Source organism: Rhodococcus sp. IEGM 1305, from assembly GCF_030058635.1.
GTDB lineage: Bacteria > Actinomycetota > Actinomycetes > Mycobacteriales > Mycobacteriaceae > Rhodococcus_F > Rhodococcus_F opacus_D.
In genome coordinates, this window is record NZ_JASHKX010000002.1 from 660,967 (window position 1) to 679,334 (window position 18,368).

Annotated in this window: 1 protein-coding gene; it reads left to right on the forward strand. The window is 65.5% G+C overall.

Annotated features, from left to right (window positions below; translation table 11 throughout):
• The first annotated feature begins 159 nt into the window (after positions 1-159).
• Positions 160-18,354, forward strand: coding sequence for a non-ribosomal peptide synthase/polyketide synthase (locus QM693_RS06515; protein ID WP_502942601.1), 18,195 nt, complete (start codon positions 160-162; stop codon positions 18,352-18,354).
• Positions 18,355-18,368 lie beyond the last annotated feature (14 nt).

Genomic DNA, 18,368 nt, shown 5'->3' on the forward strand with positions numbered 1-18,368 from the left:
TGTGCTCTTCTCTGATCGCCGAGATTTTAGAGACCGCGCGGTATCAACGGAGCGAGGTCTCGCGTCGGCGGCTGGGCCGCGAGTAGCGTCGGAAAGAGGAGTCGATAACCGCAGCTGAGTGAAATGGGTGTTCCCCTTCGCGCGCTTCAGTGTCGATATATGGATTGCCGAGGGCCGAGGGTGTCATCGCTGGACGATTTCGATACGACTTCGGTCCTTTCGGACACGGTGATGGCGAATGTTGTATGGCCGTCCGAGCTGTTCCCACTCTCCGCCGCTCAGCGTGGAATGTGGTTCGCCCAGCACCTGCTGGGCGACGTTCCGATCGTCATTGCTCAGTACGTAGAGGTCGGTATCGCTGATCTCGACATCGGCCTGCTCGCACGGATCGGACCCGCCGCACTCCGGGAACTCGGTACGGGGCTGCTCCGAATCGTCGAGTGGGACGGTGAGCCGCTCCAGACGGTCGACGAGTCGCTCGGCTTCGAGATGACACATCTCGACTTCCGTTCCGACCCTGATCCGCGGGCTGCGGCTCTCGCGTGGATGCGCGCCGAATACAGCAACCCGATTGATCTCCTCCATGATCGGCTGATCCGTTCGGCAATGTTGCGCGTCGCCGACGACTGCTACTTCTGGTACTCGAGAATTCACCACATCGCCCTCGACGGCTTCGGCGCCATGACGTTCATGAACCGTGCCGCGGAGCTGTACACCGCGGCGGTCGAGGGTCGCGCGCCCGCCGAGTTCACCGCCAGTGGATTGCGGGAGGTCGTCGAAGAAGAGGCCCGCTACCGCACGTCGAGCCGGTTCGAGACGGACCGCAAGTACTGGGCCGAACGCAGCCACAATCTTCCACCGACGATCAGCCTCGCCGGGCGAGCGGCCGAGATCGGCGCGCAGTCGCTGGTGAGCAGCGCACCGCTGTCCGCCGCTACGACAGCCGCACTGCAGAGTCTGACCGACCGGGAACCCGGGGCGACGTTCGCGACAGCCGCGGTCGCTGCCGTCTCTGCATTCTTTTCCCACCTGACCGGCCAGGACGACGTGGTGTTGAGCTTGCCGGTCTCGGCACGCACCACCTCCCGGTTGCGCCGCTCGGGCGGCATGATCTCCAATGTCCTTCCGATCCGACTCTCGGTCGGGGACGAAACGACCTCCGTCGACTTGATGAGACGTACACAACTGGCGCTGACCGGAGCGCTACGTCACCAGAGATACCGGCACGAGGACATACGACGGGACGCGGGCGTCCTGGGTGGTCGTCGCGGCTTTTTCGGTCCGTCGATCAACATCATGATGTTCCACGCCGAGATTCGGCTCGGTCCGTCGATCGGCAGGCTCCACGTGCTGACCACCGGTCCGGTGGAGGACCTCGCAGTGAACATCTATCCCGGTGTCGCAGGCGACGTTGCGCAGGTCGACTTCGAGGCCAACCCGAATCTGTACACCGAACAGGAGCTGCGCGGTCACCATGCCCGGTTCCTCGAATTCTTTGCCGCCTTCGCCGCGTCAGCCGCAACCGACCGCATCGCCGCTCTCGATGTGCTGCACGCCGACGAACGCGCGGATCTCGTGCCATGTCGCGGTCCGCAGGCAGAGCCGGAGCGGCTCCTCCCCGACTTGCTGGCCGACGGCGTTGCCGCCGCACCGGACGCAGTCGCGATTCGGGCATCGGGACGGGAGGTCACCTACCACGAGCTCGACGAGCGATCCAATCAACTGGCGCGACTACTGATCGAATCGGGGGCCGGACCGGAAACCTTCGTCGTGCTGAGTCTTCCCAGGTCGGCGGAGTCACTCGTCGCGTTCTGGGCGGTCGCGAAGACCGGGGCAGCCTTCGTGCCTGTCGATCCGAAGCTCCCACCCGAGCGAGTCGCACACATGCTGTCCGATTCGGGGGCACTGGTGGGGCTCACGCTTCACGAACTGCGTGCAACACTGCCCGACGGGATTCACTGGCTGGTCCTCGACGACGACGAGGTGCGCGCACGCTGTGAACGACAGCGGAGCGCCGCGATCGGCGACGTGGATCGCCGCGCCCCGCTGTCAATCCGTCACCCCGCATACATGATCTACACATCGGGATCGACCGGGCTTCCGAAAGGGGTCGTCGTCACCCACAGCGGTCTGTCGAACTTCGCGGCCGCCGCCCGCCCGGAACTCGGCATTCACCACGAATCGCGGATGCTGCGGTTCTCGTCGGCCAGCTTCGATGCCTCGGTGTTCGAGATGATCCAGGCCTTCAGCGCCGGTGCCACGATGGTCGTCGCCCCGCCCGAGGTGCACGGTGGAAGCGACCTCGTCGACCTGCTGAGCGAACAGCAGGTGACCCACATCATCACGGCTCCCACGGTGATGAACACAGTCGACCCGCGTGGACTCGAACATCTCGAGGCGGTGGTGGTCGGCGGTGACGTGTGCACCCCCGACCTCGTGGAGCGGTTCGGGCAGGTGTGCCGCTTCACCAACAGTTACGGGCCGACCGAGACGACCATCATCATCACCGCAGGTGAGCCGCTGACGCCGGGCGAACCGATTGCCATCGGCCGCCCGATCCAGGGTACGAGCGTCGTGGTGCTCGACCGCAAGCTCCGCGCCGTGCCCGCCGGTGTGGTGGGTGAGCTCTACCTCGCAGGCCCCGGAATCGCACGCGGCTATCACCATCGGCACGGGCTGACGGCGAACCGATTCGTGGCCAACCCCTTCGGTGAGCCGGGGTCGCGGCTCTACCGCACCGGTGACGAGGTGCGCTGGGTGCGGTCGTCTCAGGGAACCGAGGCGGGGCACTACACGCTCGAGTTCATCGGCCGGTCCGACACCCAGGTCAAGATCCGTGGCTTCCGCATCGAACTCGGCGAGATCGACTCGGCACTGCTCGCCCAGGCCGGCGTCAACTTCGCGGCGACGGTGGTTCATCGGACGGCGGGCGGCACGACGGCGCTGGTCTCGTACGTGCGCCTCGACACCGGTCGTGAATTCGATCCGGTCGCGATTGTCGAGGGCGTCGCCGAAATCGTGCCGTCCCACATGATCCCGTCGGCGGTAATGCGGCTCGAACACGTGCCGGTGACGGCGGCCGGCAAACTCGACCGCAGTGCACTGCCGCAACCACACTTCGGATCAACTGAACACGAGTTCCGCGCCGCGTCGACACCGGCGGAGGAGCAGCTCTCGGGTCTCGTCGCCGAGGCACTCGGCCTCGACCGGGTCAGTGTGGACGACAGTCTCTTCGCGCTCGGCGGCGACAGCATCGTCGCGATGCAGATCGCCGCCCGAGCCAGGGAGTTCGGTCTCAGCTTCAGTGCGCGGGCCGTGTTCGAGCACAAGACGATCGCCGGAATCGCCGCGGTGGCGGTGCCGGTGGAGGCAGAATCGGCGGTCGTCCTCGAGGAGCTCGAGGGCGGCGGCGTCGGGCGTATCCCACCGACGCCGATCATGTACTCGATGCTCGAGCGGGGCCCCTTCGCCGACTTCTTCCAGGCGCTGCTGCTGACCCTGCCGCCTGATGTCGATACGGATCGGTTGAGTGCGACGCTCGCGGCGGTGCTCGATCATCATGATGCCCTGCGTTCGAAGTTCGTCCCTGACGGTGACGGTACCTGGGCGTTCGAAACGATGGCTGCCGGTAGCGTGCCGGCCGGCGATCGGATTTCGAGGATCGTCACGGCGGCGGCACCCGGCAGCCGCGCGTTCACCGACGTGGTGAGCGCCGAGTGTGCGGCGGCTGCGGCCCGCCTGGACCCGGAAAACGGGATCATGCTCCAGCTGGTGTGGTGTGTCTCCGAATCTGCGGGCGCACCAGGCCGACTGCTGGTTATCGCGCATCACCTGGTGGTGGACGGTGTGTCGTGGCGCGTGCTGTTGCCGGACCTCGCGACGGCGTGGCTGCAGCTGGGCGCGGGGCAGACGCCGACGCTGGCCCCGGTGGGCACGTCGTTCCGCCGCTGGGCGTATGGACTGCAGGATGCCGCAGGTCGAGGAGCGCACACAGACGAATTACCCTATTGGCGAGAGGTTCTCAGCGGTCCTGACCCACAGATCGGCACACGACCGATCGCGCCCGCGATCGACACGATGCGCACGACCGAGCGGGTACATATCGACGTGAGTCCCGCCGTGACCGATGCGGTGCTCGCTCGACTTCCCGATGTGTTCGGCTGCGGCGTCAACGACGGACTCCTGTCGGCGCTGGCGATGGCGGTCGTGCAGTGGCGACACTCGCACGGGATCGACGAGCGTTCGGTTTTACTGACGTTGGAAGGTCATGGGCGCGAGGAGGAGGCGGTGGCCGGCGCGGATCTTGCACGTACCGTCGGTTGGTTCACCAGCGCCTTCCCGGTCCGGCTCGGGCTGCCGGCCGTTGATCTCGGCGGGGCCTTCGAGGGTGGACATGCTGCCGGTGTCGTGATCAAGACCGTCAAGGAACAGCTCGTCGCGGTGCCTGCCCGTGGCGTCGGATTCGGATTGCTTCGGCATCTCGACGAGAGCGCGAGGTCGATTCTCGGGTGCCTTCCTGAGCCGCAGATCAGTTTCAACTACCTGGGCCGTATGGGCGTGCAACACCTCGGCGACTTGCAGGATCTCGGCTGGCTGCCGGACCTCGAGGCACCGGACCTGATCACAGCGAGCGGATCCGGCATGGCCGTGGCTGCGGTGATCGACATCAACGCGATGGTGGTCGACGGCCCCGAGGGACCCCGGTTGACGGCATCGTTCGCGTATCCGACCGGGGTGATCCGCGACTCCGACGTCGCGGCCCTCGCGGATCTGTGGCGAAGCGCCCTCGACGGTCTTGCCGCGCACACAGTTCAGCCTGTCGCGGGTGGTCTGACACCGTCCGATTGCCAGCTGGTCACGGTGAGCCAGAGTCGGATCGAGCGTTGGGAACACTCGTACCCGGGGCTACTAGAGATCTGGTCGCTGTCCCCGTTGCAGTCCGGTCTGCTGTTCCACTCGACGCTGGCCGCCGATTCGCTGGACATCTACACCGCGCAACTGCGCATCGACCTCGAGGGCGCGGTCGACTCCGCGAGGTTGCGCCGTGCCGCAGCAGGCGTGCTCGCACACCACGCGACTCTGCGTGCCGCATTCGAGTACGACGACGCCGGTATCCCGGCGCAGTTGGTTCTCGACAGGGTAGACGTGCCGTGGCGTGAGGTGGATCTGACCGGGTGCGGGTCGGCGGCGGGAGTGGAACTCGAGCGTCTCCTCGACGACGACCGTGTCGCCCGATTCGACCTCGCCCGTCCTCCGCTGTTGCGCCTGCTGTTGATCCGCACCGCACCCGAGCGTCACGTGCTGGCACTGACCAACCATCACATCATCCTCGACGGGTGGTCGATGCCACTGCTGGTGCGCGAGTTGCTGGTTCGCTATGTCGCGGACGACGCTCCCGCCCTGCCGGAGCCGCGGCCGTACAGCACGTACCTGGAATGGGTGGCGACACTCGACCGGGACGCGTCCTTACGCGCCTGGGAACGTGCGCTGGCGGGGCTCGACGAGCCGACACTGCTGGCGCCGCACGCGTCCTCGGAACAGCATGGCGTGCCGGGTGAGGTCGACATCGCGCTGCCCGCGGCCCTGATCGGTGCGCTCGACACGGTGGTGACGCGCCATGGAGTCACCATGAACACCGTCGTCCAGGCGGCGTGGGGAATACTGCTGTCCCGGTTGCTCTCCCGTCGTGATGTGGTGTTCGGTGCCACCGTGTCGGGTCGGCCGCCGCAGCTGTCCGGTGTCGAGAGCATGCTGGGGCTTTTCATCAACACCGTGCCCGTGCGGGTGCGGATGGACCCGGACGAGACGTGCGCGCAGCTGCTCACCCGCCTCCAGGGTGAGCAAGTTTCCCTGCTCGATCACCATTACCTCGGACTGGGTGACATCCAGGCACGCATAGGTCTGGGCAACCTGTTCGACACGTTGTCGGTGTTCGAGTCGTACCCCGTCGACAAGTCCGGATTCGACGAGCACACCGACATCGCGGGAATGCGAGTGACCGCTCTCGATGCGCGTGACGCCACGCACTACCCGATCACCCTGCTGTCCATCCTCGAACCTCGACTGCGGCTGAGCCTGCGTTATCAGCACGGAATTTTCGATCGCGATACCGTTACGACACTCGCGGCGCGCGTGATCGGGATTCTCGAGACCATTGCGCGCGACGCGGACACACCGGTCGGCGACGTCGACCTTTTCGTTCCGAAGGAACGGGAGCAGGTGGTCGACACCTGGAATGCAACGGAACACCAGGTACCGCGCCTCACCCTCGCCGAGCTGTTCGACGCGCAGGTGGCCCACACGCCCGACGCCCCCGCCGTCGTGTTCGAGGGGACGGTGCTGACGTACACAGAGTTCGACGCCCGCGCGAATAAGCTGGCACGGTTCCTGATCAGCGGCGGTGTGGGCCCCGAATCGCACGTGGGTGTAGCGGTGCGACGCTCGGTGGATATGCTGGTGGGAATCTACGCCGTGATCAAGGCCGGCGGCGCCTATGTCCCGATAGACCCGGACCAGCCGGCCGAGCGGATCGCGTACGTCGTGGCTACCGCCGGTCCAGTCGTCGTTCTCACCACCACCGCGGATCGCGTCGCGCTGCCCGCCGAGGTGCCGGCCCTCGACCTCGACACCCTCGATGTATCGGCGCTGTCCGATGACCCCATCCGGGATCGGGACCGGTTGGGGCCGTTGCATACCCGAAACCCTGCGTATGTCATCTTCACCTCCGGCTCCACGGGCACACCCAAGGGGGTGTCGGTGCCGCACGAGGGCATCGTCAACCGGCTGCTGTGGATGCAGCATCGGTACCCACTGAGCGACGACGACGCGGTTCTCCAGAAGACCCCCGTGACGTTCGACGTGTCGGTGTGGGAGTTGTTCTGGCCGTTGCAGACCGGCGCGCGACTGGTGATCGCCGAGCCCGACGGGCACCGGGACCCCGCCTATCTCGAGCGGGTCATCCGCGCAGACTCTGTGACCACGGTGCATTTCGTGCCGTCGATGCTCGCCGTATTCCTGGCCGGAGCGCATGTCGATGGGTGCAAGTCGCTGCGCCGGGTGTTCACCAGTGGTGAGGCATTGCCGCCTGTGACGGCGGCGAATCTGCACCGGGTGAGCGGGGCGGAGCTGCACAACCTGTACGGTCCCACCGAGGCAGCGGTGGACGTGACCTATTACGAGACCGGGCCGGACGAGACCACCGTGCCGATCGGAGCACCGGTCTGGAACACCCATACGTATGTGCTCGACGGACGCCTGCGTCCCGTCCCCGTCGGAGTAGCGGGGGAGTTGTATCTCGGCGGTGTCCAGCTCGCGCGCGGATACCAGGCCCGGTCCGATCTGACGGCGGAGAGGTTTGTAGCGAACCCCTTCGCGGCCGCGGGAGCCGTGCGAGACGGCAGCCGGCTGTACCGCACCGGTGACCTTGTTCGGTGGCTGCCGGCCGGGCAGCTCGAATACCTGGGCCGCACGGACTTCCAGGTCAAGCTTCGCGGCCAGCGCATCGAACTCGGTGAGATCGAGGCGGCGCTGCATCGGCACGCAGATGTTGCACAGGCGGTGGCACTGGCCCGCAACGACGGGTCCACCGGCGACTACCTCGCCGGATACGTGGTGCCTGCGCCCGGGAGGTCCCCGGACGTGCGGGCGCTTCTCGACGCTGCCGCAACGGTGCTTCCCCGGTACATGGTGCCGTCGGCGCTGGTCGTGCTCGCGGAACTGCCGTTGACTGCGAACGGCAAACTCGACCGCAAGGCACTGCCGGTTCCCGAGTTCGCGAGTTCGCAGCAGTTCGTCCCGCCCGGCACCCCGACCGAGTACGCCCTCGCGGAGATTCTCGTGGACGTACTCGGCGCCTCGCGGATCGGGATGTCGGACAATTTCTTCGACCTCGGGGGTAACTCCCTCATCGCGACCCGTGTGGTCGCCCGGATCAACAATGAGCTCGGCACCGGGTTGACCGTGCGGTCGCTGTTCGAGTCGCCCACCGTCGGGGTTCTGGCCACCGTCGTCGACCGGATACACGCCGGTGCAGGACCGCGCCCCGCGCTCGTGTCCGGCCCGAGGCCCGACAGGCTCCCCCTGTCCCTGGCTCAGACCCGAGTGTGGTTCCTCAATCGGTTCGACCCCACGTCGAGTGCCTACAACGTGGCGGCGGCACTGCGGCTGTCCGGTCCCCTCGACGTCGACGCACTCCGCCGGGCCGCCGCGGACATCCTGGAACGGCACGAATCGCTGCGGACGATGTTTCCCGAATCCCCTGACGGCCCGTCTCAGCTCGTGCTGCCGGTCGATCACGCCGCGACCGGCGATCTGATCGACGTTGCGCCCGACGTCGTCCCGGCCGCTGCTCTGGATACACGGATCCGGGAGGCAATGGCACGCGGATTCGACGTGACCACGCAAATCCCGATCGCTCTGACATTGGTGCGGTGCGAGGCTCCTGACGAACACGTGTTGGTGATGGTCGTGCACCACATCAGCATCGACGGCTGGTCGATCCAGGTACTCGCCCGCGATCTGGTGCACGCCTACTCCACGCGCACAGCCGGCGACGCGCCGTCGTGGACCCCGCTGCCGGTGCAGTATGCGGATTACACCCTGTGGCAACGAGGCTTTCTCGGCTCGGAGGACGATCCCACGTCGCTGATTTCGCAGGAACTCGAGTACTGGGCGGATGCGCTCGCGGGTCTGCCGGACGTGCTGGCTCTGCCGCTCGACCGGCCACGTCCCGCCGTACGGTCGGGGGTGGGTGCGAGTGTCGATTTCGCGGTGCCGGTGGCGACGGTGGTGCGTCTCGCGGCGCTGGCCCGTGAGCAGGGTGCGACCCCGTTCATGGTTGTGCATGCGGCGTTGGCGGTGCTGTTGGCGAAGTTGAGTGGGACATCGGACATCGCGATCGGGTCGCCGGTGGCGGGTCGTGGTGATGCGGCGTTGGACGATCTGGTGGGCATGTTCGTCAACACATTGGTATTGCGGGCCGATTGTGAGCCGAGTCAGTCGTTCACGGGTCTGGTGGGGCGGGTGCGCGATTCGGACCTCGAGGCGTTCGGCAGGGCTGATGTGCCGTTCGAGCGGTTGGTGGACAAGATGAATCCAGTGCGGTCGCAGTCCTTCTCGCCGCTGTTTCAGGTGCTGTTGGCGTTCCAGAATTTCGCGCCGTCGAGGGTGGAGCTTCCGGGTTTGACGGTGTCACCGGTGGAAGTGGAGTGGGAGGCTGCGCAATTCGACCTCTCGATGGCTCTGAGTGAGGCGGCCGGGGGCGGGTATGCAGGGAGGCTGTCGTATGCGGCGGACATCTTCGATGGTCCGACGGTGTGCGGGATCGCCGAGGGATTCGTGCGGGTGCTCGACGCGGTCATCGAGAATCCGTCCGTCGCGGTGGGCGACGTCGACTTGCTGGGTCCGGCCGAGCGGCAACGGGTGCTCGCGGCTGCGGCCCCTGAGCCACTGCCTGTGCAGGCACGGACGTTGCCGGAGATTCTGGCGGCCGGCGTCGCGTCGAACCCCGTGGGTGTTGCGTTGACCTGCGGTGGCGTGGAGATGTCGTATTCGGACCTCGACTCCCGATCGAACCGACTGGCCCGAGTGCTGATCTCTCGTGGTGTCGGTCCTGAAACATTTGTCGCGTTGGCCTTCGCTCGGTCCATCGAATCAGTGGTTGCGGTGTGGGCGGTCGCGAAGGCGGGCGGCGGGTTCGTGCCGATCGATCCGAAACTGCCGGTCGAGCGGATCGAATACATGGTGGCCGATTCAGGGGCCGTGATCGGTCTTACCAGCGCCGAGACCACGTCGCTGCCGGGAAAGGTTGCCTGGCTGGTACCCACCGCGGGTGACGTGCAGGATCGGTGCGACGAGGTTTCGGCGGCACAGATCACAGACGGCGAGCGCGGTGCGCCGGTCGCGTTGTCCAATGCGGCCTACATGATCTACACGTCGGGTTCGACCGGGGTCCCGAAGGGTGTCGTTGTAACCCATGCCGGGCTGGCGTCGTTCTGTGCGGACGCCCGCCTCGAACTGAACTTGACCGGCAACTCGCGGGTGCTGAGGTTCTCGTCGTCGAGCTTCGATGCGTCGGTATTCGAGATGATCGCGGGGTTCAGTGCCGGCGCCACCTTGGTTGTCGCTCCACCCGAGATCATCGGTGGCGGCGAGCTCGCGGAGTTGCTACGCGTCGAGCGGGTCACCCACATCATCACAGCGCCGGCGGCGCTGGGGATCGTCGACCCGGACGGGCTCGACGACCTCCAAGCAGTGGTCGTCGGAGGAGACGTCTGCCCGCCGGAGTTGGTCGCGAAGTTCGCACCCGCCTGTCGCTTCTTCAACAGTTACGGTCCCACAGAGACCACCATCATCATCTCCATGACCGAGCCGCTCGTGCCGGAGGAACGAATCACGATCGGCACCCCGATCGAGGGCGCCGGAGCTGTTGTCCTCGATGCAAGGCTGCATCCGTCTCCGGTCGGCGTGATCGGCGAGCTGTATCTGTCGGGCAGTGGGCTCGCCCGCGGCTACCATGCCCGCGGTGCACTCACGGCAGCTCGATTCGTGGCCAATCCCTTCAGGGGTTCCGGCGAACTGATGTACCGCACGGGCGATCTGGTGCGGTGGACGAAAGACGGACGACTGGACTTCGTCGGGCGAATCGACTCACAGGTGCAATTGCGGGGTCTGCGGATCGAACTCGGTGAGATCGAGACAGCGCTCAGCAGGTGCGAAGGAGTCGCGCAGACCGTCGTGGTCTTGCGCCACGATCCCCACACCGGTGAACAACTGGTGGGATACGTCGTTCCCGATACCATGGCTGCCCTGGACCCGGAGACCCTGCGCATCAGGGTGGGCGAGACTCTGCCGAACTACATGGTGCCGTCGCAGGTGATGGTCGTCGACGCGTTGCCGTTGAATCCCAGTGGGAAGCTCGACCGACGGGCGTTGCCTGCGCCGTCGTTCGTCGTCCGGGAGTTTCGGGCGCCGACTACGCCGGTCGAGGAGGTCGTGGCGGGTATTTTCGCGGAGGTGCTGGGGCTCGAGCGGGTCGGTCTGGATGACGATTTCTTTGCGTTGGGCGGTAATTCGTTGGTTGCGACGCAGGTGGTGTCCCGGTTGGGTGCGGCGTTGGACACGCGTGTGCCGGTTCGGGTGATCTTCGAGGCGTCGACGGTGGCGGCGCTGGCGGTGCGGGCCGAGCAGCATGCCGGTGAAGGTGGGCGGCCGGCGTTGACCCGTCGGGTGCGGCCGGCGCGGATTCCGTTGTCGTTGGCGCAGCAGCGGATGTGGTTCTTCAACCAGTTCGACCCGGAGTCGGCGGCCTTCAACATTCCACTGGCGATTCGGCTTTCCGGCGATCTGGACATCGAATTGCTGCAGACAGCATTGCTCGACGTGATCGACCGGCACGAAGCCCTGCGCACCATGTTCCCGGACTCGGGCCACGGGCCGTCTCAGGTAATCGTCCCCACATCTGCGCTCCCGCTGAGTGTGGCGCCGGAGCGGGTCGCTCCGGAGGAGGCACCTGCCCGCGTATTCGACTTCGTGGGGCGCGGGTTCGACGTGGCCCGGGAAGTTCCGTTGCGCGTGAGGCTGTTCCAGCTCGACGATCACGAGTTCGTGCTGGCGATGGTAGTTCATCACATTTCCAGTGACGGCGGCTCAGCAGCGCCGATGTCGCGCGACATCGTGGTGGCGTATGCCGCGCGGCGTGAGGGACGTGAGCCAGGCTGGTCGCCGCTCGAGGTGCAGTATGCGGACTACACCCTGTGGCAGCGGGAGATTCTCGGCGCGCAGGACGATCCGACGTCACTGATCTCGGAACAACTGCGATACTGGACCGAGGTTCTGGCAGATCTGCCGGAGATGGTGGAGCTGCCGACGGATCATCCGCGTCCGCCAGTGCAATCACCGCGCGGCGCAAAGGTCGGCTTCACTCTGAGTTCGAATCTGGCCGAGCGTATCGATCAGCTGGCGCGAGAATATAACTCGACCTTCTTCATGGTCGTCCACGCGTCGCTGGCGGTGCTGATGGCCCACCTGAGCGGAACTGAGGACATCCCCATCGGCACACAGATCGCCGGACGCGGCGACCCGGCACTCGACGACCTCATCGGCATGTTCGGCAACACACTGGTGCTGCGCAGCCGCGTCGACCCCGCAATGTCGTTCGCCGACATTCTGGCCGACGTCCGGGAAGTCGACCTCGCCGCATTCGGCAACCCCGACGTTCCGCTGGAACGCCTGGTGGAAGTCCTCAATCCCACGCGCTCCACGGCCCATTCAGCGCTGTTCCAGGTACTGCTGGTGGTTCACAATTTCGTCCGATCCAGGGTAACTCTGCCGGGCCTGGAGATCGCCCCGCTGGAAACGGACATCGTCGGTGCCAAACTCGATCTCGAATTCCACTTCACCGACACCTCGGATTCGGAGGGGCATCGGACCGGAATCGAGGGATCAATCGTCTATGCGCTCGACCTGTTCCAGGAATCGACAGTCGCCCGATTCGCGACCCAACTCGTCACCATCCTCGAGACGGTCACACGCGATGTGACCATACCGGTCGGCGAGCTCGAGTTGCGAAGCGTCGACGAGCGTGCGGCGATGGATCGGTGGAATGCCACAGCTGTGGTTGTCGAGGGCGGGACCCTGGTGCAGCTGTTCGACGAGCAGGTACGCCGGACGCCGGATGCGGTGGCGGTGGTGTTCGAGGAACAGTCGTTGACCTACGCCGAGTTCGATTCTCGCGCGAATCGGCTGGCCCGATACTTGATCTCACGAGAGGTAGGACCGGAGTCGCTGGTGGGGCTGGGCATGAGTCGCTCCCTCACGATGATGGTGAGCATTTACGCTGTGCTCAAAGCCGGTGCCGGGTACCTGCCGCTGGATCCGGAGCATCCTGCAGACCGCACCGAGTACGTGATTGCGACCGCGAAACCCGCCGTGGTGCTGACCACGTCCACGGACCGTGGTGACCTGCCGGCGTCGGTGGACGCCGACGAGGTCGACATCCTGGACCTGTCGGTCTTCGACTCGGAGACGGTGACCGACGCGTCCAGGCTGGCGCCACTGAGGCCCGAGAATCTCGCCTATGCGATCTTCACGTCCGGGTCCGCAGGGCGACCGAAAGGCGTCGCTGTCAGCCACCGCTCGGTGGTGAACCAGATTGCGTGGATGCGTAGCCGCTACGCGCTCGGCGATCGCGACACGGTGTTGCACAAGACGCCCATCACCTTCGACGCGTCGGTGTGGGAGTTGTTCTATCCACCACAGGTCGGTGCCCGATTGGTGATTGCCGCGCCCGGGGGACATCGTGACCCCGAGTACCTGATGCGGATGTCGGACCGGTGGCACGTCACGATCTTGGAGTTCGTGCCGTCGATGCTCGCGTTGTTCCTCGCGGAATCATCGCTCGCACTGCCGCGGTCGCTGCGGTACGTCTCGGTCGGCGGAGAAGCGCTGCCCTCGGACCTGGCCGCTCGGTTCGCTACGCGCACCGACGCAGTGCTGGACAATACCTACGGTCCCACGGAAGCCACGGTGACCTCGACCGTGCATCGCTGCCTGCGGGGCGTGTCCGGTCCGATACCGATCGGGAGACCGATAAGGAACACCCGCACGTACGTGCTGAACCGCCGGTTACACCGCGTGCCCGTCGGCGTGCCGGGGGAGTTGTATCTCGCCGGAATCCAGCTCGCCCGCGGCTATCACGCCCGCGGGGCGCTGACGGCAGAACGTTTCGTCGCCCATCCCTTCGCCGACTCCGGTGAGCGGCTGTACCGCACGGGTGATCTGGTGCGGTGGAATTCGAGTGGTGACCTCGAATACCTGGGTCGCACCGATTTCCAGGTGAAGCTACGTGGCCTGCGGATCGAACTCGGGGAGATCGAGACCGCGCTGACGGCAGACGAGTCGGTGGACCAGGCCGTGGTGGTCGTACGCGACGGTGAATTCGGTCAGCAATTGATCGGGTATGTGCTGCCGACCCGCGGACGGACCGTCGACGTCGAGGCGACACGCGAGGTGGTGAGCACATCGCTGCCGAACTACATGGTGCCTGACGTGCTGGTCGTACTCGACGCGTTGCCGTTGAATCCCAGTGGGAAGCTCGACCGACGGGCGTTGCCTGCGCCGTCGTTCGTCGTTCGGGAGTTTCGGGCGCCGACTACGCCGGTCGAGGAGGTCGTGGCGGGTATTTTCGCGGACGTGCTGGGGCTCGAGCGGGTCGGTCTGGACGACGATTTCTTTGCGTTGGGCGGTAATTCGCTGGTTGCGACGCAGGTGGTGTCCCGGTTGGGTGCGGCGTTGGACACCCGTGTGCCGGTTCGGGTGATCTTCGAGGCGTCGACGGTGGCGGCGCTGGCGGTGCGGGCCGAGCAGCATGCCGGTGAAGGTGGGCGGCCGGCGTTGACCCGTCGGGTGCGGCCGGCGCGGATTCCGTTGTCGTTGGCGCAGCAGCGGATGTGGTTCCTCAACCAGTTCGACCCGGAGTCGGCGGCATACAACATTCCGCTTGTGGTCCGCCTGTCCGGTGAACTGGATGTGGCAGCGATACAGGCTTCGGTGCTCGACGTGTTCGCTCGGCACGAGGCCTTGCGGACGGTGTTCCCGGACTCGGACCAGGGGCCGGCACAGCGCATCGTGCATGCGTCGAGAGTGTCGATGGACCTGACGCCGATTCCTGTCGCGGACGAGGAAGAACTGCGGATGCGGGTGGCCGCATTGCTCACGGCGGGCTTCGAGGTCACGGAATCGGTGCCGGTGCGCGGGGCGCTGTACCGGATGTCGAAGTCCGAGCACGTCCTGGCGGTGGTGGTGCACCATATCTGCGCGGACGGTTTCTCGACCGGACCGATGGGCCGAGACGTGTTGGTGGCATATGCCGCCCGGCACGCAGGGCACGAGCCGTCCTGGACGCCGTTGCCGGTGCAGTATGCGGACTACGCGTTGTGGCAGCGAGAGGTGCTGGGTTCGGAGGACGATCCGGGATCGTTGATGTCGCAGCAGATCGCGTACTGGTTGGATGCGTTGTCAGGGCTGCCGGATGCGCTGGCGTTACCTACCGACCGGCCACGCCCGGCGGTGCGGTCGGGCCTCGGTTCCAGCGTGGATTTCACCGTGCCGGCGGCAACGGTCGCGCGTCTCGAGTCGCTGGCCCGAGATGCGAGTGCGACGCCGTTCATGGTGGTGCATGCGGCGCTGGCGGTGCTCTTGGCGAGGCTGAGTGGGGCCAACGATATCGCGATCGGGTCGCCGATCGCGGGCCGTGGTGATGCGGCGTTGGACGATCTGGTGGGCATGTTCGTCAATACGTTGGTGTTGCGGGCGCAATACGAGCCGGACGAATCGTTCGCGGAGCTACTGGGGCGGATGCGCGATGCCGATCTCGAGGCGTTCTCTCGGGCGGACGTTCCGTTCGAACGATTGGTGGAAAAGCTGAATCCGATTCGGTCTCAGTCGTTCTCTCCGTTGTTCCAGGTGATGTTGGCGTTCCAGAACTTCAGTCGGCCGGCGGTGAAGCTTCCGGGATTGACAGTCACGCCGGTGGAGGTCGATCGGCAAGCGGTGCAGTTCGACCTGTCGATGACTGTGGGTGAGTCGGCAGACGGCGGGGGTGGATTCGTGGGAAGGCTGTCCTACGCGACGGATGTGTTCGACGGCGCGACGGTGCGCGAGATCGCGCGGCGGTTCGTGCGAACTCTCGAAGCGGTGATGGATGACCCGATGATGCCGGTGGGCGACATCCCGATCGTCGAAGAGAACGAGCGGCGTCAGATGCTGCGCGAGTGGAACATCACAGGACACGACGTCCCGGATGGACTGCTGCTCGACGGATTCGATGCGCAGGTGGCCCGAACACCGGACGCGGTGGCAATCGTGTACGACAACGAGTCGCTGTCCTATGCCGAGTTCTCTGCTCGGGTGAACCGATTGGCTCGAAGATTGATCGACGAGGGTGTAGGACCGGAGTCGTTGGTGGCATTGGGGATGCGCCGGTCGCTGGAGTTGGTGACAGGAATCTACGCGGTGCTCCGAACGGGTGCTGCATTCGTGCCGTTGGACCCTGATCAACCCCCGGCACGCAACGACTACATCCTGGAAACCACAGGACCCGTCTGCGTCCTGTCCACCTCCCGAGACGGATTCGACACGTCCCGGAATCGAGTGCTGAACGTTGACGCCCTCGATTTGTCGGTGTATTCGTCCGAGCCGGTTGGGGAGTCCGAAGTCGTGACGCCCGCGCGGCCGGAAAATCTGGCGTACGTGATCTTTACATCTGGATCGACCGGGCGCCCCAAAGGGGTTTCGGTCAGCCATCGCGCGATTGTCAACCAAATGTCCTGGTTGGCAGCCGAATACGAGCTCAGCGACTCCGATGTCGTGGTGCAGAAGACGCCGGTGACGTTCGACGTGTCGATGTGGGAATTACTGGTTCCGCTGGCCGTCGGTGCCCGGATGATCGTCGCGCGTCCAGACGGTCATCGGGATCCGGACTATCTGCTGTCACTGATGCAAGACTCCGGTGTTACCGTGGCCGCGTTCGTACCGTCGATGCTGGCGGCGCTCCTGGCCGATCCGGAGGCGTGTCTACCGGATTCGTTGCGGTGTGTTTTTGCCGGTGGGGAAGAATTGCCGGTGGAGTTGTCTGCGCAATGTGCGTCGCGGTCCAAGGCTCGTCTCGACAACAAGTACGGTCCCACGGAATATGCGGTCACTGCGACGTCCCACCGATGCGACGGACTCGAGCGGGAATCGGTCCCGATTGGTGAACCTGTGTGGAACACCACCGCACTGGTCTTGGATCGACGTCTCCACCCGGTGCCCATCGGGGTCGAAGGAGAGCTGTATCTGGCAGGAGTGCAGCTGTCTCGCGGCTATCATCGCCGCCAGGGGCTGACGGCGGAGCGATTCGTGGCCGATCCGTTCGGGGCAGCAGGGACGCGTCTCTATCGCACGGGGGACGTGGTCAAGTGGAACCCACGCGGACAGCTGATGTATGTGGGTCGGTCGGACTTCCAGGTGAAGGTGCGCGGGCTGCGTATCGAGCTCGGCGAGATCGAGACCGCGCTGGTGGCGCAGCAGACGATCGTGCAGGCCGTTGTGATCGTGCACGACGGCGAGTTCGGTCAGCAGCTGGTCGGGTACGTGGTCCCCGCAGGGGGTCGGTTGATCGACGTGGAAGCGGTCCGTGTCACGGCCGGCAGGTCGCTGCCCCAGTACATGGTGCCGGATGTGCTGATGGTGCTCGACGAATTGCCTCTGACCGCGAGCGGCAAGCTGGATCGGAACGCATTGCCTGCCCCGGCGTTCACGAAGCGGGAGTTCCGGGGGCCGACGACGCGCGTCGAGCGAATCGTGACCTCGGCCTTCACCGACATTCTCGGTGTCGAACAGGTGGGGCTGGATGACGACTTCTTCGCGTTGGGCGGCAATTCCCTGGTCGCGCCCAGGATCGTCGCCCGATTGAAGCAAGACCTGAGTGCGGCAGTTCCGTTGCAGTGGCTGTTCACGGATCCCGCCGTCGAAGCATTGGCCGCTCGGATCGAGAACGGAGCCAAGGGTCCGGTGGAGGAAGGGTTCGGGCCGCTGCTTCGGATCCGAGAGGACGGTGAAGAGGGAGCGCCGCTGTTTTGTATCCATCCCATCGTCGGACTGTCGTGGTGCTATTCGGGTCTACGTCAGTACATCGAACCTGATCTGCCGATCTACGGGATCCAGAGTCCGTCGATTCTCGAGGACAGCTATCTTCCGGAGTCTCTCGATGAACTTGCGGACCGGTACGTTCGTGAGATTCGCCAGATCCGACCATCCGGTCCGTACCGATTGCTCGGCTGGTCACTCGGCGGTGTCATCGCGCATGCGATGGCGATCCGGATTCAGGCAGCCGGCGAGGGTGTGGAATTGCTGGCCATGATGGACAGCTTCGCCGGCGCGACGGCGGTCGAGGAAGGGTCGCCCACGGATGTCTCGGTGAGTGAGTTGCTGGGTGGGTTCGGTATCGAAGAGACAGCAGTCGAGCGCATCTCCGACCTGAGCCTCGGTGGTGTCGCGGTCGCGCTGGCCGAAATGTCCGGGCACTCCGTCGAGCAAACGGAGCAGGTCGTGGGGCGGCTCGTGTCGGCGGCGGACCGAAACTCGAGGTTGATGTCGGAGTATCGGCCTGCATGCTTCGACGGAGACATTGTGTTCTTCACCGCGGCGGCCGACGATGCCACCGGCGCGAGGGCGGCCCGCGGATGGGAGAACGCGGTCACGGGGGTGGTGCACAACCATGCCGTGGCAGTCACGCATTGGCAGATGACGTCACCCGACGCTCTCGCCGTCGCCGGCCCGATCTTGAACGAGGCACTGGGAGAGCAATCAACATGACGGGTGAACCGGCC

What these genes read in the sequence shown, in the direction of transcription:
- QM693_RS06515 (WP_502942601.1), top strand. Translation starts at nt 160, where the DNA reads ATGGATTGCCGAGGGCCGAGGGTGTCATCGCTGGACGATTTCGATACG.